The organism is Listeria kieliensis (genome assembly GCF_003369925.1).
GTDB lineage: Bacteria > Bacillota > Bacilli > Lactobacillales > Listeriaceae > Listeria > Listeria kieliensis_A.
In genome coordinates this window covers 724779-744477 of the sequence record NZ_LARY01000002.1, presented here as the reverse complement: position 1 = coordinate 744477, position 19699 = coordinate 724779, and the positions used below count along the sequence as shown (strand labels likewise).

The window sequence follows — 19699 nt, the reverse complement described above, 5'->3', positions numbered from 1 at the left end:
AAATTATTTCCGAGTGTCTTCGTATAGACGTCCGATCAGCCTAATCAGCTCATTCATTTCTTCTGAAGTTAGACTCGAGTGATTTAAAAGGATATTAGGAAGATCATAAGATTCTTCTCGTTTGGCCTTACCTAAGTCTGTGATAGTGATTCTAACAACACGCTCATCTTCCGTGCTCCGCAAGCGTTCTACTAAACCATGTTGTTCCATTCTTTTTAAAAGAGGAGTCAATGTATTGCTGGATAAGTCTAATTTTTCTCCTAATTCTTTCAGCGGAAGGGTTTCTAAATCATACAAAGTTACAAGAATTAAATACTGAGGATAAGTTAACCCATTTTTCTCTAAAGCTGGATGATAAAGGCGCTGAATAGCACGTGATGTGGCATAAAGTGAAAAACAAAGGTGGTCGCTTAAAGGTGGTAATTTCTTTTTAGAACGCATAGTACATTACTCCGTTTCTAGCATTTTTTTATAGTGTAGAACAAAAAAATCAATCACACAAGTTTTAATCCTTGACGATTTAATCGTGTGCGATTAAAATAAGATTATAAAATTAAAGGAGTGGTTAATTATGACAAAAAGAATTTCATTAGAAAAAGAAGCAATTGAATTTAGTGAGGCGAATGCACCTCATCCGCGTATTTATGAGTTAGATCCAAAAGATGGTAGAGCATTGCTTGAACAGGTGCAAGAGTCGCCAGTAAACAAGTACAACGTGGATATTGAAGATCAGTTGATGGATACTGGGGAATATGGAACCATTAATGTTCGCTTCATCCGTCCTGCTGGAAATTATGCGGTACTACCAGTGATATTTTACATACACGGTGCGGGCTGGGTATTTGGTAGTGCTAAAACACATGATAAACTTGTTCGAGAACTGGCAGTAAGAACAAATTCCGTTGTTGTTTTCCCAGAATATAGCTTATCTCCAGAAGCAAAATATCCAACAGCGATTGAACAAAATTATGCGATTCTACAACAATTAGCTTCGATTGCAGAATCCAAGAAAATGGATATCGAACGATTAACAGTTTCGGGCGATTCTGTAGGGGGAAATATGGCCACAGTCATGACCATTATGACCAAACAACGTAAAGGGTTACCTATTAAACAACAAGTACTTTACTATCCGGTTACAGATGCCAACTTTGATACAGAATCGTATAATGAATTTGCCGAAAACTATTTCTTAACTAAGGAAGGTATGCAGTGGTTCTGGAATCAATATACAACAGATGAAAATGAGCGTGCAGAAATCACAGCTTCTCCGCTAAGAGCGTCCATCGATGAACTAAAAGACTTACCAGCTGCAATGATTTTAAATGGAGAAGCAGATGTTTTACGTGATGAAGGAGAAGCTTATGCACGAAAATTACGAGATGCAGGTGTAGAAGTGACTCAAACTAGATTCCAAGGAATGATTCACGATTTTGTGATGGTCAATTCACTAGACCAAACAAAAGCTGCACGGGCGGCAATGACTTTATCGACTGAATGGGTAAATAGAAGAAATAACTTGTAATTAACGGCTGACTTAAGAAAAAATATTCTTGTGGCAAAAACGCTTATCTCTAGAAAGTAGAGATAAGCGTTTTTTGGTATCTTAAAACTTATGAGAACAAGGCATTTAGTACGGAAAAGAAAAGAAGATTGTGATCCAGAAATTCATGATTTAATCCTAAAATATAGGGAAGAATAGATAATGATTCATGATCATAATAGAAATAAACTGGGAGGAGAATAGGAATGAAAATCACACAACTGTCTATTGAAACTTTAGAACGGGCGCAAGAACGCTTTTTGGATACGCTTCAGCAAATGAATGTAGAGGAAGCGAATACGATGCCTAAACCACTTATTAAATCGGTCACTTGGCTGATTTGGCACACTGCGCGGGAGCTTGATTATCAAGTTTCTGATCTTGCGAATAAGGAACCGTTATGGCTAAGTGCGGGATGGTCGGCTAAATTTGCGCTGGATTTACCTGATGATACGGAAGACTGGCGGCACACTCCAGAAGAGGCTGCCAAAGTGGTGGTATCGGATAAAAACTTGCTGATTGATTATTTAGCGGCAAGCGTACAATTTGTTAAAGAATACTTGGAAAATGTAGAGGAAGCTTCGCTTGAAGAAGTTATTGATCGCAATTGGACGCCTGTTGTGACACGCCAAGTTCGGTTAGTCTCGGCGATTGATGATGCGGTCATGCACTCTGGTCAAGCGGTTTATACGAGAAGATTAGTAATTGGGAAATAAGAAATATCAATAGAAAAAGCTCAACCGCCACGCGCGGTTGAGCTTTTTAAAGTTGGTTTTTCAAAAATCCCTTCAATGAATGGTAAGCAGGGATATCAACATCCATGTTTACTCGAATCATTTCTTGCGCCATTTTCGGCTTAATACCGGATAGAACTAGTTCGATTCCAGACAACTTAGTGATGCTACTTAGATGGAAGAGCATTTCGGCAAGTGCAGTATCAAAAGTAGTGCTTGCTGAAAGATCTAAACAGAGATTGTCAATCGAAAGGTCATTACAACGCTTGATGGCACTTTCCATCAAATGTTGCGCTCGTTCGCGGTCGACTCGGCCTACAACAGGCAAAATAGCGATGCTATCGGTGATGGCGATAACAGGTGCGCTGATTTCATCAATAAATGAACGCTGACTTTCAATGTATTCCACAATTTGCGTATAATACATCGTCGTGAAGTCGCCAATGATTTTATCGAAAGCACGGTTAGCCAAGCGAATGGTTTCCGCAAAATCTTCTTTCGTAATTTCAGCATGTTGAATGGCAAGGTCAGCAATGGCATTTAAAACTTGCTGCCTCAATTTGTCAAGCGTCATGATGACTTCCGGTAACGGGACATCGTTTTTTATACGTCGCTGATACATGTGTTCTAGCCAGTCGTGCAGAGAGGTTTTGACTTTTTCTTGGTCATCTGCGAAAAAATCGGTGACAAGACCCACCGTTTGCTTGCTATCAGCTTTTAATTCTGCTTTATAAAGCGGCTCATAGACTGGGCTAGTGTATGGAGTTTTCATCGAATAGATGGAATCTAGCCATTTTTCAATAATATCGTCCATGTGCTCCACTAGATGTTGACTAATATGTTTTTGTATTTCTTTCATTTTACGCCCCCGCCTTTCTTGTTCCATTCTCAGATTTCCACTGCGCTCCCCACTATTTTATGCTGAAATGAAGCAACTGTCTATGTTTTAATTGTAAAAAAGACAAGAAAACAACAATTTTGTTTTTTTGCTAAAAATACCGACGAGATTTATAAGACGTGTTATAATAGGAAAGAATGAATCGGAAAGGAAGTTTTTTGTGGAACTACAAGCTGAATTAGAGGAACTGCAACCTGTTGTTATGAACCTGTTCAAACGCAGTAAGCGCGAAAATCGCTTATCACATGGTTATCTTTTTCATGGCCCAAATGGCGTTGGGAAAAAACGTTTGGCACTTTGGCTTGCGCAAAGTTTATTTTGTTTAGAGCAGACGGATGAAGTTCAAGTTTGTTCACATTGTGTAAACTGTACGCGAATCGCAAATGACAACCATCCCGACGTTCACTGGCTTGAGCCGGATGGTGCGAGCATTAAGATTGATCAAGTTCGTGAAATCCGCTCGGAACTCATGAAGCAGGGTATGGAATCCAATCAAAAAGTTTTGATTATAGATGAAGCAGACAAAATGACCGTTCAATCGGCTAATAGTCTGCTCAAATTCATAGAGGAGCCGGAAGCTGGGACGCTCTTACTTTTTCTAACCACGAACCCAGCGAAGATTTTGCCAACGATTGCTTCAAGACTTCAACCAGTTGCTTTTCGAGAGCTCCCTTTCGAACAACTCGTGAAGAAGCTCGAACAAGTTGGGATAAGCCAGCAAAAAGCTCGGATTTTTGCAAGTTTGACGGGAAGTGTTCAGGAAGCTGAACGATTAAATGAAGATGAATTTTTTCAAGAAGCGCGAAATGCGTCTGTGAAGTTATATGAAGGTTTGCACCATGATGGGCCAGAGCCACTGATTTTTATACAAGAAACGTGGATGCCGCTTTTTAAAGATAAGGCAGCTCTCGCCGTAGGCCTTGATTTGTTGTTATTGCTATATCGGGATGTCTTTCATTTAATGCTCGGAGAAAATTATGAGCCGATTTCAGCAGGGCAAGCCGAACTTTTAAAACGTGATGCACTTCGGTTTTCGCTTCAAGCGATTACGCAAGACATGGAAACGGTTTTAGAAGCTAAGAGAAAACTGGATTCCAATATGAATCAACAGCTTTTGATGGAAGAGCTGGTATTAAAGCTTAAAGGGGGTCATTTATTTGCTTAAAGTCGTAGGCGTCCGTTTTAAGGATGCTGGTAAAATATATTATTTTTCACCTGGTGATTTAGATATTGAACAAGATCAAGGAGTGATCGTTGAAAACGCGCAAGGAATCGAGTTTGGAAGAGCAGTTATCGAACCGCGTATGGTAGACGAGGAAGATGTCGTTTTGCCACTAAAAAATGTCATTCGAATCGCGACGAAGGAGGATTATCAATCGGTCAAGGAAAACCAATCCTCTTGCGAAAAAGCATTTTTGCTTTGCGATGAAAAGATTCGTGAACACGAAATTGAAATGAATTTGGTGGATGTCGATTACACGTTTGATCGCAATAAAATCATTTTTTATTTCACAGCAGAAGGCCGTGTTGATTTTCGTGAGCTTGTTAAAGATCTTGCTTCTGTTTTTCGGACGCGGATCGAACTCAGACAAATCGGGGTACGTGACGAAGCGAAGTTGCTTGGTGGGATCGGACCTTGTGGACGAATGCTTTGTTGTTCAACGTTTCTTGGCGATTTTGAACCCGTTTCGATTAAGATGGCAAAAGATCAAAATTTGTCGCTTAATCCAACGAAAATCTCTGGACTTTGTGGGCGACTTATGTGCTGCTTGAAATATGAAAATGATGAATATGAAGCGGCAAAACGTGAAATGCCAGATGTTGGCACGAAAGTGATGACACCAGATGGAGAAGAAGGAAAAGTAATAGGAATCAATTTGCTGAAACGTGTTTTACAAGTGCGACTTCCTGAAGAAGAACTTGCGCTTGAATACGAATTAGATGAATTGCGTCCATATAATGAATTTCTAGCTGAAAAGGTGAAGTCTTGAGGTGAAGAAAGTGGATAAAAAAGCACTATTTGATTCAGTAAGCAATATGGAAGAACAAATCGGAGAACTTTACCAACAGCTTGGCGAACTGAAAACCAATTTAGGCAGCATGCTTGAAGAAAACAGTCGCTTACAAATTGAAAATGATTATTTGAGACGTCGCTTAGGTGAGGAAAGTGTTGCGGGAACGGAAAGCGAAGGAGTTATGGCGGAAGAACGCAAAGAAGCCATGCAGCAAATGATTGAGCGGGGCGAAGGACACGATAATTTAGTCAAGCTCTACCAAGAAGGTTTTCACGTCTGCAATATTCACTTTGGTAGTCCGCGGACAAATGATGAAGATTGTTTGTTTTGCTTATCGTTGTTAAATAAAAAATAAACAGAACGCCTCTCTCAAGTTTTGCTCAAGGAGAGAGGCGCTTTTTTAAAGGTGAGAGAAAGATGTTAAAGGGTGACGAAAGACTGGATTATCTACTGGCAGAAAACATGCGGATCATTCAAAGTCCGACGGTGTTTTCGTTTTCGCTAGATGCTGTTTTGCTAGCGCATTTTACTTATTTACCAGTGCACAAAGGAAGTATCGTGGATCTTTGTAGCGGAAATGGCATTATCCCGCTTCTTTTAAGCAAACATACAGAAGCTCCGATTACAGCGGTTGAGATCCAACCGCGACTTGCAGATATGGCGCGGCGGAGTGTGGCTTACAATAAATTAGAAGACCAAATCACGGTGCTTGAAGCCGATATTCGAAATACGGCACCGGCGCTTCAAAAGGAGAAGCATTCGCTAGTGACTTGTAATCCACCTTATTTTGCGAGCCTTGAGACGAATAAATTTAATGAGAATGAGCATTTTCGGATTGCGCGTCATGAAGTGATGTGTACACTTGAAGATGCTGTTCGGGTCAGTTCAGAACTTTTGAAGCAAGGCGGGAAGGCAAGTTTTGTTCATAGACCGGAGCGCTTGCTTGAGCTAACGCAGTTGATGCAGCAGTACCGACTAGAACCCAAGCGAATTCAATTTGTTCACCCGCTAAAAGCGCGCGATGCTAATATGGTGCTCGTTGAAGGGACGAAAGATGCGAAGCCTGGCGTTCGCTACTTGCCGCCGATTATGGTCCATCAAGAAAATGGCGAGTATACGGCAGAAGTGAAGGAGATTTTATATGGCAAAGTCGAATGAGCATTTTTTCTACGTGTTAAAATGCGCGGATGGGACTTTTTATGGCGGCTATACGACAGATGTAACGCGGCGTGAAGAGGAACACAATGCTGGCATTCGTTGCAAATATACGAAGACGCGCCGCCCGGTTCATGTGATTCACTTTGAGAAGTTTGAAACGCGGAGTGAAGCGATGAAGGCGGAAGCGGCTTTTAAAAGTTTATCACGCAAAGCGAAAGAAAGTTATCTGGAAGGAAAGGCGGAGTGAAGATGCAAAGTCAAAAGAGTTTCCAAAATCAAGATGCAGGGACGCTTTATTTGGTGCCGACTCCGATTGGCAACCTGGAAGATATGACGTTTCGCGCTGTCAGAATGCTCAAGGAAGTGGATTTGATTGCGGCGGAAGATACGCGAAATACGATCAAGTTACTCAATTACTTTGAAATTCACACGAAGATGGTAAGCTACCACCAGTATAGCGAGCGTGAACGCGAAAACGAACTCGTCGAACAACTGCAAAACGGAGAAACGATTGCGCTTGTGAGCGATGCCGGCATGCCAGCTATTTCGGACCCCGGTTACGAACTCGTCGCAAAAGCCTTGCAAGAAGGGGTACCCGTTGTGGCGTTACCAGGGGCAAATGCGGCTCTTACAGCCCTAATCGCATCAGGACAGCTTCCCCAACCGTTTTATTTCCATGGGTTTTTACCTCGCAGTTCTAAGGAACGTGACGCGGCTCTTGCAAAGCTTGGGAAGCGTAAGGAAACTTGGGTTTTGTATGAATCGCCGCATCGCCTGAAGGAAACGCTCAAGGCGATTTTGAAGGCAGTAGGTCCAGAACGCGGGATTACGCTTTGCCGCGAGCTTACGAAGGTTTATGAAGAGTATTTGCGCGGGACGGTGGAAGAAGCGCTGGCGTGGAGCAAGGAAGAGAATGTTCGCGGCGAGTTTTGCCTTGTTGTTGCGGGAAGCGATGTGGAAGAAGTCGATGAAGAAGCGGCTTGGTGGCAAGAACTTTCTGCCCGGGAACATGTGGAGCAGTTGATGACGCGTGATGGCATCAGTTCGAAGGATGCGATCAAGCAAGTGGCCAAGGATCGCAATCTGCCAAAACGTGAAGTGTACGCGGTTTATCATGAAATTGAATAAAAACCAAAGCTGATCAAATAAGGATCAGCTTTTTTTGTGGGAATTGGTACAAGGTAACGAAAAAATACATACAAAAACTATTAAAATAGAAAAGGAGGGATCAGATGAACAAGAAGATGTATATTGAAAAATATTTAACAAGATTAGATCAGTATGATGAAGGAACAACAATTAGCTGGAACAAACTGAGCGAGGAAGAGTTGGATGCTTATTCGAAGGCGCTTGGAAAAGAGATTCCAAACAGCTATCGTTGGTTTCTAGAGACTTTCGGTGAAAGTAGTTTGTTTGGATTCGGATTTGAGGGGAAAATAGAATATTCTGGTTATACAATTGTGGATTTAAATAAAGAAAAAGTGGCTGAACTCGAACCGTTTTTAGGAGCTGGTCTAGAAAAGCGTTATTTGTTTTTCATTGATGAATCTTCTGATGGCTACGCGTTTGATTACGATCATATATTGATCGACAATGAACCAGAAATTGTTTGTTGGGACTGGATGGGATTTTATCCTAAGAGAAAGAACTTCTATAGCTTTCTCTGGGATGAAATCAAAAATTACTTTGGTGACGAAGAGGAACTTGCCTTTTTAATTGATGAAGCGGATAAGGAATATTTTGAATGGAAGTGAATTTTTACTGGGTGAAGTACTTTTTTAGAACCAGATAAATTTTTTGAAGTCTCTCCCGTAATCTTCCAAAAAATGCTATAATAGGTGGTAATTGTTAAGTTGATTGAAGGAGGGAACAGGAGTGCCAAAAGAGAAAAATACATTTTACATTACTACACCCATCTACTACCCAAGCGGAAAAGCGCATATCGGACATGCCTATACAACCGTTGCTGGAGACGCAATGGCTCGTTATAAACGTTTGAAAGGGTTTGACGTTTTTTATCTCACAGGAACTGATGAACACGGTCAAAAAATCCAAACAAAAGCGAAAGAACGCGGAATTTCCGAACAGGAATACGTTGATGAGTTCGCCGAAAACTTTAAGGGCCTTTGGGAGAAACTGGAGATTAGCAATACGGATTTTATTCGCACTACTGAGCCGCGTCACAAACGCGGCGTCGAGAAAATCTTTAAACGACTACTTGACCAAGGGGACATTTATCTGGGTGAGTATGAAGGCTGGTATTCCGTTTCCGATGAAGAATATTTCACCGAAACGCAGCTTGCTGAAGTGTATCGCGATGAAAATGGAAAAGTGGTCGGCGGAAAAGCGCCAAGCGGAAATGAAGTGGAACTTGTAAAAGAAGAATCCTATTTCTTCCGAATGAGCAAATACGCAGATCGCCTCGTTGAATATTACGATTCGCATCCTGATTTCATTTTGCCGGAATCACGCAAAAATGAAATGCTGAAAAACTTCATCGAACCAGGACTTGAAGACCTTGCCGTTTCGCGTACCACATTTGATTGGGGAATCAAAGTTCCCGGCAATCCGAAACACGTCGTTTACGTCTGGATTGATGCCCTTTCCAATTATATTACAGCACTCGGTTACGATTCAGATGATGATTCATTGTTCCAAAAATACTGGCCGGCAGATGTACAAATTGTTGGGAAGGAAATTATCCGCTTCCATACCATTTACTGGCCGATCATTTTGATGGCACTTGATTTGCCGCTTCCGAAAAAGATTTTCGGACACGGCTGGATTCTCATGAAAGATGGCAAAATGTCGAAATCAAAAGGCAATGTAGTGGATCCTTACATGCTTATTGATCGCTACGGTCTCGATGCGGTTCGCTATTATTTGCTTCGCGAAGTCCCATTCGGTTCTGATGGTTTATTCACGCCAGAAGACTTCATCGACCGGATTAACTATGATCTTGCGAATGACCTTGGCAACTTATTAAATCGGACCATCGCAATGATTAACAAGTATTTTGATGGCGAAATCCCAGCTTATAAAGGGCATGTAACCGATTTTGATGAAGCACTTGAAAATTTCAAAGACGAAGTTTTGAAGGAATATGAGGCAGGAATGGAAAATATGCAATTCTCCGTCGTCCTTGCCAAAATCTGGTCCTTCATTTCCCGTACAAACAAATATATTGATGAAACAACACCGTGGGTTCTTGCAAAAGAAGAAAAAAAGGCTGAACTTGCGAGCGTCATGACGCATTTAGCGGAATCTCTGCGCATTACGGCCGTGCTTTTAAAACCGTTCTTGACGAAAGCTCCGCAAGAAATCCTTAGCCAACTAAATCTCTCTTCCGAACAGAATTTTGATAGCTTGGTAGGCTTTGGTAAAATCCCAACTGGCACAAAAGTTGTGGCAAAAGGAACCCCAATTTTCCCACGTCTTGATGCCAAAGAAGAAGTGGCTTACATTCAAGAGCAAATGAAGGCGCAAAAAACTGTGCAAGCTGAGGAAGCCGAACAAGTGGAGGCGCAAGCTTTTGAAACGCCGCAAATCGGCATCGAAGACTTCGATAAACTCGATCTTCGGGTAGCGGAAGTCAAACAAGTGGAGAAAGTGAAGAAAGCTGACAAATTGCTTTGCTTCCAGCTTGATCTCGGTGAAGGTAAACTGCGCCAAGTCTTGTCTGGAATTGCTGAATTCTACGCGCCAGAAGATTTACTTGGCAAAAAAGTGATTGTAGTAGCCAATTTGAAGCCCGTTAAATTGCGCGGCTTGATGAGCGAAGGAATGATCCTTTCTGGCGAGTCAAATGGTAAATTGCAAGTCATTGAAGCAGGAAGCTCCCTTCCAAATGGGGCAAAAGTTAAATAAGTTGAGTGATCCTCATTGCGCGTTTTCGCGCAATGAGGATTTTTTCATGAAAGCAGAAAGTTTTCGAAGTGAATTTTAAATAGTATAATAGAAGGAAATGAAATTTTGGAGGGAAGAAAATGCTTTTTGATACGCATGTCCACTTAAATGATGAAGCTTTCCGTGACGATTTGGAAGATGTCATTCTTCGTGCCAAAGAAAATGATGTTTCTAAAATGGCGGTGGTTGGTTTTAATAAAGAAACAATTGAACGGGCGCTTGAGCTAGCAGAAAAATACGATTTTATTTATTTGATCCTCGGCTGGCATCCAACAGATGCCATTGATTTTACAGATCAAGATCTCGACTGGCTTCGTGAACTTACAAAGCATCCTAAGATGGTTGCGCTTGGGGAAATGGGCTTAGATTATCACTGGGATACGTCGCCTAAAGAAGTCCAATTCGAGGTATTTCGTAAGCAAATTCGCCTAGCAAAAGAAGTAGATTTACCCATCGTCATTCATAATCGTGAAGCAACAGAAGACGTGGTACGCATTTTGCGAGAAGAACACGCTGAAGAAGTGGGTGGCATCATGCACTGCTTTGGTGAAACGGTCGAAGTAATGGAAGAATGTCTGGCGCTGAACTTTTATATTTCATTCGGCGGAACTGTTACATTTAAAAATGCTAAATTACCTAAATTAGCAGCCGAAAAAGTGCCGCTCGATAAGTTTTTGATTGAAACAGATGCCCCGTATCTTGCGCCGCATCCTAATCGCGGGAAACGAAATGAACCAGCTTTTGTCAAGTTGGTTGCCGAAAAAATAGCGGAATTAAAAGAGCTTGAATATGAGGAAATCGCCCGCCTATCAATGAATAACGCAAATAAACTGTTTCGCTTATAATTTGCATTGTCATGGAACTGTAATAAAAGGAGTACTCTGTAACCTATTCTTAAGCTTTTTGGATACAAAAAGTAGAGTTTGGTCTAAACCACACGATTTTATGCCTAAGTCTCGAGTCGTAGTTGTTTGAAATATTTCTGTTACATTTAAAAAATGTTAGAAAAAATACCTTTTATATGCTTGATATTACAAGGTTTTCAGGCGTTATCAATAAAAATATGCAAAAAACTTCACAAAAATTGACAGTTCTTTAGTCCCCCGTATATAATCACTAGCGAGTAGAAAGGGGAGAAATATATGACCATGGAAAACAGCAGTAACTCTGTTCGATCATCAAAATGGAAATTACCGCTTATGATCGCAGGATTTGTTATTGTAGTATCATTGGTTTTTTATTTCGTTTTCGAAGGAACTAAAAACGATATCATTATTAATAACGCTGGTGAAAAAATCGAAGCAAAAACACATGCCAAAACAGTGGGAGAAGCATTAGATGAGTCAGGAATTAAACTTTCCGCACATGACGCAGTGTCTCCTGCGAAAAACACGAAAATCAAAGATGGCATGAAAATCGATTACACGAAAGCAAACCAGCTTACTATCATAGATAACGGCAACAAAGAAAAAGTGTGGAGTACGAAAAAAACGGTTGGTGACGTTTTAAAGGACGAAAACATTACAACGCGTCCACAAGATGCTGTTAACGTTGCGCTTGATGCAAAAGTTAAAGATGGCATGAACGTAAACATTAACCGAGCGATTGCACTATCGCTTCAAAATGGGGAGAAAAAAGAAAACGTCTGGTCAACAAAAAGCAGTGTTCAAGATCTACTTGATGAAAAAAATATCAAGCTAGGAAAAGATGATCGCGTATCACCTGAAAAAGACGCTGACTTAAAAGAAAACATGACAGTTTGTGTTACATATGTTGATAAAAAGACGGAAGAAAAAAATGAAAAGATTGCTTTTGACACTGTGTATAAAGAGGATTCCAGCTTGGAAAAAGGAGAAACAAAACTTCTTTCGGATGGAAAACACGGTACGAAGAAAGTCAAATATGAAGTTGTTTTTGAAAATGGCAAAGAGAAATCCCGCAAACGCGTAGGCGAATCTCTTCTAACAGATAGTAAAAATAAAGTGGTAGCGCGTGGTACGAAACAAATTCAAGTAGCGGCAGTTAGCCACAAAAATTCGGGTAAGAAAGCTGTAGCAGCACCACCTGAGCAAGCAAGTTCAGCATCAAGTAGCAGTAGCACACCAAGTGGCGGTAGAACGTTCACGATGCAGTCCACGGCTTATACAGGTGGTGGCGTGACGGCAACAGGCATTAACTTGTCTGCGAATCCAGGGATGAAAGTAGTTGCTGTAGATCCAAGTGTTATTCCACTCGGTTCACGCGTTTACGTTTCTGGATACGGTGAAGCAATCGCTGGGGATACTGGCGGTGCGATTAAAGGGAATATCGTGGATGTTTACTTCCCGAGTAACGCAGCTTGCATAAGCTGGGGACGCCGGACGGTGACCGTTACGGTTCTCTAATTAAAAACATGGATAAAGAGCGAGGCTGACTAATCGGGCTTCGCTTTTTCTTTTGGCTTATGATATGATAAGCTTACTGATTTTAGAAAAGGACGTTTTGAGATGGAAAAACCGGTCATAAAAGAAGTGATTGTCGTTGAGGGGCGCGATGATACCACAGCGATCAATCGGGCTGTAGAAGCGGATACGATTGAAACGAACGGTTCGGCGATCAATGAAGAAACGATTGAGCAGATTCGTCACGCGAATGAAAAACGTGGCGTCATCATTTTGACGGACCCTGACTTTCCGGGAGAGAAAATCCGCAAGACGATTGAAGCGCAAGTGCCTGGATGCAAACATGCCTTCATTAAGAAAAAAGATGCCTTACCAAAATTTGGAAGAGGGATTGGCGTTGAGCATGCTTCCCCTGAGGCGATTCGTGCTGCTTTGGAACGTTTCCATACAAGTCGCATAAAAAGAGCGGAGACCCCGCTTGTAACGCGCGAGAGGCTGATTGAAGCCGGCCTGCTATTTGGCGACGGGGCTAAAAGACGGCGTGAATTGCTTGGCGAAGAGCTGAGGATTGGCTATGCAAACGGAAAGCAGCTTGAAGCTCGATTAAATTTGTTCGAAATTACGGCTCAGGAATTTGAAGACGCGCTTGGCGTAGTTTTTCAGGAGGAGAGAAATGAGTAAAGATATTGCAACGCCCGGACGTACGGCGGAGATATTAAAGAAATACGGTTTTTTGTTTAAGAAGAGTTTGGGGCAAAATTTTTTGATCGATCCGAATATTTTACGGCGAATTACGGAAACGGCGGGTCTTACGAAAGAGACGAATGTTATTGAAATTGGTCCGGGAATCGGGGCGCTGACTGAACATTTGGCGAGGGAAGCGAAAGAAGTGGTGGCGTTTGAAATCGATCAGCGCTTACTGCCTATTCTTGCGGATACGCTTTCCCCTTATTCAAACGTGCATATTGAGCACGCGGACATTTTAAAAGCGAATGTGGAAGAAGTGATTGCGCAACAATTTGCGGATCCAGAAGCTCCGCTTAAAATCGTGGCTAATTTGCCTTATTACGTTACAACACCCATTATTTTAAATTTACTTCATTCGGAAATCCCTGTTAACTCGATGACGTTTATGCTGCAAAAAGAAGTAGCAGAACGGATTAGCGCGGTGCCGGGAACGAAGAGTTATGGCAGCTTGACGATTGCGATTCAATATTACATGGAAGCGAGTCTAGCTTTTATCGTCCCGAAAAACGTCTTTATGCCAAAGCCGAATGTGGATTCTGCCATCATTCACCTTGTGCGTAGAGAAGAGCCGCTTGTTCACGTGGAAGATGAAACTTTCTTTTTCGAAGTGGTGCGAGCATCGTTTGTGAACCGGCGGAAGACGTTGTGGAATAATTTAGCGCAAAAATATCCTGAATTAAAAGCGAAGCGGCAAGAAACGGAAGACCGGCTTGCGAAAATTGGGATCGATTTAAAACGACGTGGTGAAACCCTTTCGATTCCAGAATTTGCAGCAGTTGCTGCCGAATTGGCGGAAATTCTAAAAAAATAGCTCAAAATGGGATTTCTTTGTTGACATGGCTTGCTATCCCTGATAAAATATTATCTTATTGATTTTCACTGCTGTTTATGTTATACTAGTAAATAGTGAGGTGGAGATAATGCCAAAAACCATTGCAAGTATTAAGCAAGGTCTAGATGCTAGACTAGGAAAAGCACTAACTTTGAAAGCACACGGTGGACGCAAAAAAACGATTGAACGCTGCGGCGTTTTAGCGGAAACTTATCCATCCGTATTCATCGTTGAACTTGATCAAGATGAAAACAATTTTGAAAGAGTATCTTATAGTTATACGGATATTCTAACTGATGCTGTGGAACTGGTATTTACTGACGATAAAAAAGAACTAGCTTTATAAGAAATAAGCGAGCTGATCCTTTCGAAAAAAGGATCAGCTTTTTTTTGTGGAAGAAAATCAAATCAAGCTACATATTTCTTTCGGCTTATGATAGAATATACAAAGAGATTTTAGAGGACTGACGGAGGCAGATAGAATGAAAATAGATTTAAAGGCGCCGGCTAAAATTAATTTATCTTTGGACGCTCTATATAAGCGTGAAGATGGCTATCATGAAGTGGAAATGGTAATGACAACAATTGACCTTGCCGACCGCTTGGAGCTCGAACTCATTTCGAGTGATGAAATCATTCTTGACGTGCGGGCACATTTTATTCCGAATGACCACCGTAACCTTGTTTATCAAGCTGCCCTTCTTTTAAAAGAAAAATATAACGTGAGGATGGGAGCGCGAATAACGCTTGATAAGCAAATCCCGGTTTCGGCGGGACTGGCCGGAGGAAGCACGGATGCCGCTGCAGCGCTTAAAGGGTTGAATGAACTTTGGAAACTTGGACTTTCGCTTGAAGAACTGGCAGAACTTAGCGCAAGAATCGGATCGGATATTGCTTTCTGTCTTTACGGGGGCACCGCGTTTGCGACTGGTCGTGGTGAAGTTATTCAAAAGCTACCGATGATGCCTAGCTGCTGGATCATCCTAGCCAAGCCGAGTATCAGCATCTCAACGCCGTCTGTTTATAAAGAACTTAAATTGGACGAAGTCGAGCATCCAGATACCAAACGAATGCTTGCAGGTATTGAAGCGGGAGATTTAGATGCAATCTGTGATTCAATGGGAAACGTGCTTGAGAGTGTCACGCTTGAAAAGAATCCAAAAGTTAAACAGCTGAAGCAAAAAATGCTTGAATTTGGTGCAGACGCAGCGATGATGAGCGGAAGCGGACCAACAGTGTTTGCTATCGTAAAGCAATATTCACGTGCTAAGCGAGTATATAATGGCTTACGTGGTTTTTGCTCAGAAGTTTATATGGTGAGACCCTGGAATGATGAAGGGATAAACAAATAGCGCGACGCCATTTGGGGTGGCGCTTTTTTTATGTAGTAAATCAATAAAAAACTATGAAAATCCCTGAAAATACTTCTTGGTAGTTGTCAATTCTACGAAGTCGTTTTATAATGAAGAAAATACGGACAAAACATATAATTTTTTTAAAATTATGCGGATTTTGAAGAGGGAGAGAGACAATGAAAGTTCGGCGCAGTGAACGGTTAATTGATATGACGCAGTTTTTGCTGGCACATCCACGAAAACTGATCCCGCTTACGATGTTTGCAGGACGCTACGGTTCCGCTAAATCATCTATTAGTGAGGATTTAGTCATCATCAAGAAAACATTCGAAGATCGTGGCATTGGCACGCTTGAGACGGTTCCAGGAGCAGCTGGTGGCGTGCGTTATATTTCAAAAGCTGATAATGCAGATGTGCTTGATTTTATCCAGACGCTTTGCAACCGAATTGCAGAGCCGGATCGTTTGCTTCCTGGCGGCTATTTATACTTATCTGATTTGCTTGGAGAGCCAGTTACACTGAAAGCGATCGGCAAAATTTTAGCGACGAAATTTAACGATAAACCGATTGATGCGATTATGACCGTTGCCACAAAAGGGATTCCGATCGCGCAAGCAGTGGCAGAACATTTAAGCGTGCCGTTTGTGATCGTGAGACGTGACAGCAAAGTAACAGAAGGTTCGACAGTAAGCATTAATTACGTTTCCGGTTCTAGCAAGCGCATTGAAAAAATGGAGCTTTCGAAACGGAGTTTACCAGAAGGATCGCGCGTTGTGATTGTGGATGATTTCATGAAAGCGGGCGGAACCATTAATGGAATGAAAAATCTTTTGGATGAATTTAAGGCGACGCTTGTCGGAATTGGTGTCTTAGTCGAGTCGGAATATGCGGAGGAACGCCTCGTTGATGACTACGTTTCGCTCGTTAAGATCAAAAATGTAAATGTGAAAGAACGACAAATTGAAGTGGTTGAAGGTAACTACTTTTCAGCCGAATAAAGAAAGCTGCCACAGCAGCTTTCTTTTTTTATGAAATTCAGTCTAGCGCCGCACGTTCAAATGCTTCTAATTATGGTAAAATATGGGTTATGTAATTCTAGATTCGAGTAGGAGGAAACAGTATGAAAAAGTGGGTCAAATGGTTGATCGCAATCGTGGTTATCATTGTTATTGCAGGAGTCGTCATTACCTTTTTAAATAAGGATAATAAAGATGCTGCAACAAATAGTTCGAAAAGTGATGGAGTCGAAACAAAAGTGAAACAAGGCGAGATGAAAATTGACGCAACTGCAACGGGGGTTATCGTAGCGGCGAATAAAGCAGTCCCTAATTATGATGAGCTAGAACTTCAAGTACAAATGGACGAGCTTGATATTCCGAATGTTAAAGTAGACCAAGAAGTAACCGTTAATGTGACGGCGCTTCCTGATAAAACCTTTAAAGGAAAAGTGAAGCAAATTGCGGAGCAAGGACAAGTGCAAAATGGCGTATCTTCATTCCCAGTGATTATTTCGCTTGACCAAACAGACGGACTGAAAGCAGGGATGACAGCAGACGCATCAATTCTCGTGCAAGAAAAAGCAAATGCAGTTTACTTGCCAATTGAAGCCGTTCAAAAAGATGATGATAACCGTTACTATGTAATGTTACCGAAAAAAGATAAAAACGGAAAAGTGAAAAAAGAAAAGAAAATTGTTACAACTGGCTTGCATAACGAAGATAATATTGAAATCACAAAAGGTCTTTCTAAAGGGGATAAAGTTATCCTGCCTTCCAACAAGTCAAACACACAAGAGTCTGGATTTTAATGACTGAAAAAAGGAAGGAGGGATCACGTATGAATCCGCTGATTGAAATGAAAAATATCACGAAAACCTATACTTTAGGCGACGAAACCTTTAAAGCGCTTGATGATGTTTCCCTTTCAGTAAATGAAGGTGATTTTCTCTCCATTGTCGGACCATCCGGATCGGGAAAATCCACTTTGATGAATATGATCGGCTGTTTAGATGTTCCAGATGAAGGCAGTTATCATCTTGATGGCGTGGACGTTTACGAACTAAATGATAATAAACTTTCCGAGATCCGTAATAAAAAAATCGGCTTTATTTTTCAGCAATTTAACTTGCTTACGAAACTATCGGCACTTGAAAATGTGGAATTGCCGCTTATTTATGGAGGTTACAGCTTATCGAAGCGAGAAAAAATCGCACTTGATTCCCTTGGGAAAGTTGGCCTTTCAGACAAGAAAAATAACTTGCCAACACAACTATCAGGAGGGCAGCAGCAGCGTGTGGCGATAGCGCGCGCGTTATCCGCGAACCCGTCCATTTTATTAGCCGACGAACCAACTGGCGCGCTTGACTCCAAAACCGGCAAAGAAGTGATGAGCATCCTGAAAGACTTAAACAAAGCCGGAAACACTATTGTAATGATTACGCATGATCTTGAGTTAGCAAAATATGGCACGCGTAGCATCCGCATCCAAGACGGACGGCTTTATCATGAGGAGGTGGCAAATTGAGCGCACTTCAAAGCATGAAAATGGCATTTAAACAACTTCGCTCAAGCAAATTGCGTTCCTTCTTGACTATGCTTGGGATTATCATTGGAGTGGCTTCCGTCATTCTCCTTGTTTCTTTAGGAAATGGCGTAACTCAAAAAGTGAACGAACAAATGGGAAGCTTAGGTTCCAATCTTGTGACCGTCATGAATAATTCAACCAATCCAAACGATAAATTCAGCTATGATGAAGCGATGAAATATCAGTCGATTGACGGCGTGAAAAGCGTGTCACCCGAACTTTCTGGCCAAGCAACAGCGACCAATGATTACCAGTCGAAAAACTTAAAAGTCATCGGAACAAACGACCAGTACAAAGGAGCGAGAAGCCTTGAGCTAGAAAACGGGCGCTTCCTTTTACCGATTGATATTGAATACGGTCAAAAAGTGGCGGTGATTGGCCCGACAGTTGCTAAAGACCTTTTTGGTTTTGCTAACCCGGTTGGGAAAACGATCCGCTTAAACGGGCTGCCATATAAAGTGGTTGGTGTTCTTAAAGAAAAAGGCGCATCCATGATGGGCTCAAGCGACGACCAAGTCTTCATCCCGATCATGGCGGCACAGCGCTTGCTTAAGGATGCAAATGTCCGCACCATCTATGTAGAAGCTAAGACAGCCGAAGACGTCGATTTTGTGGTGAGCACCTTAGAATCGCGCTTATCCATTAAATTCAATCAAGATACCGACGACAAATCCAAGCCGGCATCCGATACCGGGCTTGAACAGCCGTATCAAGTCATCAACCAACAAGAAATCCTAAGTGCCTTTAATACGATCAGCGGCACCCTTACGACGGCTTTAGGGGCAATCGCGGCCATTTCCCTTATCGTCGGCGGAATTGGCATCATGAACATCATGCTTGTCTCTGTGAGCGAGCGAACCCGCGAGATAGGTATCCGTAAAGCGCTTGGTGCAAAAAAACGTGATATCCTTACACAATTTTTAATTGAATCTGTTGTTATCAGCGTTGTTGGAGGCATTATCGGCATCATCATTGGAGTAAGTGGTGCGCTTATCTTTGGGAATGTAGCAGATATTCCATCTGGTGTGACCGCAGGCACCATTATTTTCTCCTTTGTCTTTTCACTATGTATCGGCATCATCTTTGGGCTTGCACCTGCGAATAAAGCATCTAAACTTCGTCCGATTGACGCACTTCGATCCGAATAAGAATCAATGAACATGCTTTAAATAAACGTATGACTCTTTATTTAAAGCATGTTTTTATGTGAATGTAGAAGAAAGGGGATCACATAAGAATATAAAAACTTGGTTTTTGTTCGAAAAACGTAATATATATTATATACAAGTGTCTTGTCATTCAATTTTAACAATTTTGTTACATAAGAACTAAAAATCTACACTTTAATTCTTACCTTCAAAGTGTGAATTAAAAGAAAATGGCTTTTTGACAACGTTTTCGAAAGATTCTTTTGTGATATTGTGAAAAAATACGCAAAAATTTTGAATGCTATTTTGTAAAGTTTTTCTTTTCAGCACTGCAAAAAAATAAATTTTTATTGTGCACAGTTTTTATCAAATTTATCTTTTGAAAGCTAATGGTAAGAA

At 41.5% G+C, this 19699-nt stretch carries 22 protein-coding genes; 20 read left to right on the top strand and 2 right to left on the bottom strand.

The window, feature by feature from the left end:
* Positions 1-3: 3 nt before the first annotated feature.
* Positions 4-441 carry a MarR family winged helix-turn-helix transcriptional regulator gene (locus UR08_RS09440; protein ID WP_115753397.1) on the bottom strand — a complete coding sequence of 146 codons (438 nt, stop codon included), beginning with the start codon at positions 439-441 and terminating at the stop codon, positions 4-6.
* 130 nt (positions 442-571) lie between these two features.
* Between UR08_RS09440 and UR08_RS09435 the strand changes: the two genes are divergently transcribed.
* A complete protein-coding gene (locus UR08_RS09435; protein ID WP_115753396.1) occupies positions 572-1525 on the top strand; it encodes an alpha/beta hydrolase in 954 nt (317 codons plus the stop codon).
* 224 nt (positions 1526-1749) lie between these two features.
* Positions 1750-2259, top strand: coding sequence for a DinB family protein (locus UR08_RS09430; protein WP_115753395.1), 510 nt, complete (start codon positions 1750-1752; stop codon positions 2257-2259).
* 46 nt (positions 2260-2305) lie between these two features.
* On the opposite strand, the gene UR08_RS09425 is transcribed toward UR08_RS09430, so the two are convergent.
* The gene (locus UR08_RS09425) at positions 2306-3136 is read right to left on the bottom strand and encodes an STAS domain-containing protein (RefSeq protein WP_115753773.1); all 831 of its coding nucleotides are present in this window, start codon (positions 3134-3136) and stop codon (positions 2306-2308) included.
* Positions 3137-3335: 199 nt separating this feature from the next.
* On the opposite strand from UR08_RS09425, the gene holB reads away from it, so the two are divergent.
* From holB to UR08_RS09335, 18 genes are all read left to right on the top strand, one after another.
* Positions 3336-4340, top strand: coding sequence for a DNA polymerase III subunit delta' (holB, locus tag UR08_RS09420; RefSeq protein ID WP_115753394.1), 1005 nt, complete (start codon positions 3336-3338; stop codon positions 4338-4340).
* Positions 4333-5166 (top strand): PSP1 domain-containing protein, encoded by an 834-nt coding sequence (locus UR08_RS09415; RefSeq protein ID WP_115753393.1) that lies wholly within the window; start codon positions 4333-4335, stop codon positions 5164-5166. The genes holB and UR08_RS09415 overlap by 8 nt, the downstream gene beginning before the upstream one ends.
* 10 nt (positions 5167-5176) lie before the next feature.
* On the top strand, positions 5177-5545 hold the full coding sequence (gene yabA / locus UR08_RS09410; RefSeq protein WP_115753772.1) for a DNA replication initiation control protein YabA: 369 nt from the start codon (positions 5177-5179) through the stop codon (positions 5543-5545).
* Between the two features lie 62 nt (positions 5546-5607).
* Positions 5608-6348: a tRNA1(Val) (adenine(37)-N6)-methyltransferase gene (locus UR08_RS09405; protein WP_115753392.1), complete on the top strand. Its 741-nt coding sequence runs from the start codon at positions 5608-5610 to the stop codon at positions 6346-6348.
* Positions 6332-6595 carry a GIY-YIG nuclease family protein gene (locus tag UR08_RS09400; protein WP_115753391.1) on the top strand — a complete coding sequence of 88 codons (264 nt, stop codon included), beginning with the start codon at positions 6332-6334 and terminating at the stop codon, positions 6593-6595. Before UR08_RS09405 ends, UR08_RS09400 begins: the two co-directional genes overlap by 17 nt.
* Before the next feature lie 2 nt (positions 6596-6597).
* A complete protein-coding gene (gene rsmI, locus UR08_RS09395; RefSeq protein ID WP_115753390.1) occupies positions 6598-7476 on the top strand; it encodes a 16S rRNA (cytidine(1402)-2'-O)-methyltransferase in 879 nt (292 codons plus the stop codon).
* A gap of 104 nt (positions 7477-7580) precedes the next feature.
* A complete protein-coding gene (locus UR08_RS09390) occupies positions 7581-8102 on the top strand; it encodes an SMI1/KNR4 family protein (protein ID WP_115753389.1) in 522 nt (173 codons plus the stop codon).
* Between the two features lie 121 nt (positions 8103-8223).
* On the top strand, positions 8224-10215 hold the full coding sequence (gene metG, locus UR08_RS09385; RefSeq protein WP_115753388.1) for a methionine--tRNA ligase: 1992 nt from the start codon (positions 8224-8226) through the stop codon (positions 10213-10215).
* Positions 10216-10334: 119 nt separating this feature from the next.
* A complete protein-coding gene (locus UR08_RS09380) occupies positions 10335-11099 on the top strand; it encodes a TatD family hydrolase (RefSeq protein WP_115753387.1) in 765 nt (254 codons plus the stop codon).
* Positions 11100-11396: 297 nt separating this feature from the next.
* Positions 11397-12638 (top strand): G5 and 3D domain-containing protein, encoded by a 1242-nt coding sequence (locus tag UR08_RS09375; protein WP_115753386.1) that lies wholly within the window; start codon positions 11397-11399, stop codon positions 12636-12638.
* A gap of 102 nt (positions 12639-12740) precedes the next feature.
* Positions 12741-13316, top strand: coding sequence for a ribonuclease M5 (rnmV, locus tag UR08_RS09370; protein WP_115753385.1), 576 nt, complete (start codon positions 12741-12743; stop codon positions 13314-13316).
* Positions 13309-14193 carry a 16S rRNA (adenine(1518)-N(6)/adenine(1519)-N(6))-dimethyltransferase RsmA gene (gene rsmA, locus UR08_RS09365; protein ID WP_115753384.1) on the top strand — a complete coding sequence of 295 codons (885 nt, stop codon included), beginning with the start codon at positions 13309-13311 and terminating at the stop codon, positions 14191-14193. The genes rnmV and rsmA overlap by 8 nt, the downstream gene beginning before the upstream one ends.
* A 109-nt stretch (positions 14194-14302) precedes the next feature.
* Positions 14303-14560: a biofilm formation stimulator Veg gene (veg, locus tag UR08_RS09360; RefSeq protein ID WP_115753383.1), complete on the top strand. Its 258-nt coding sequence runs from the start codon at positions 14303-14305 to the stop codon at positions 14558-14560.
* A gap of 136 nt (positions 14561-14696) precedes the next feature.
* Positions 14697-15566: a 4-(cytidine 5'-diphospho)-2-C-methyl-D-erythritol kinase gene (gene ispE, locus UR08_RS09355; protein WP_115753382.1), complete on the top strand. Its 870-nt coding sequence runs from the start codon at positions 14697-14699 to the stop codon at positions 15564-15566.
* Positions 15567-15745: 179 nt separating this feature from the next.
* Positions 15746-16567 (top strand): pur operon repressor, encoded by an 822-nt coding sequence (gene purR / locus UR08_RS09350; protein ID WP_115753381.1) that lies wholly within the window; start codon positions 15746-15748, stop codon positions 16565-16567.
* Positions 16568-16689: 122 nt separating this feature from the next.
* Entirely contained in the window at positions 16690-17376 is a 687-nt protein-coding gene (locus tag UR08_RS09345; protein WP_115753380.1) for an efflux RND transporter periplasmic adaptor subunit, read from the top strand.
* Positions 17377-17405: 29 nt separating this feature from the next.
* Entirely contained in the window at positions 17406-18092 is a 687-nt protein-coding gene (locus tag UR08_RS09340) for an ABC transporter ATP-binding protein (RefSeq protein WP_115753379.1), read from the top strand.
* Positions 18089-19300, top strand: a complete 1212-nt coding sequence (locus UR08_RS09335; RefSeq protein ID WP_115753378.1) for an ABC transporter permease — start codon at positions 18089-18091, stop codon at positions 19298-19300. The genes UR08_RS09340 and UR08_RS09335 overlap by 4 nt, the downstream gene beginning before the upstream one ends.
* Positions 19301-19699: the final 399 nt, after the last annotated feature.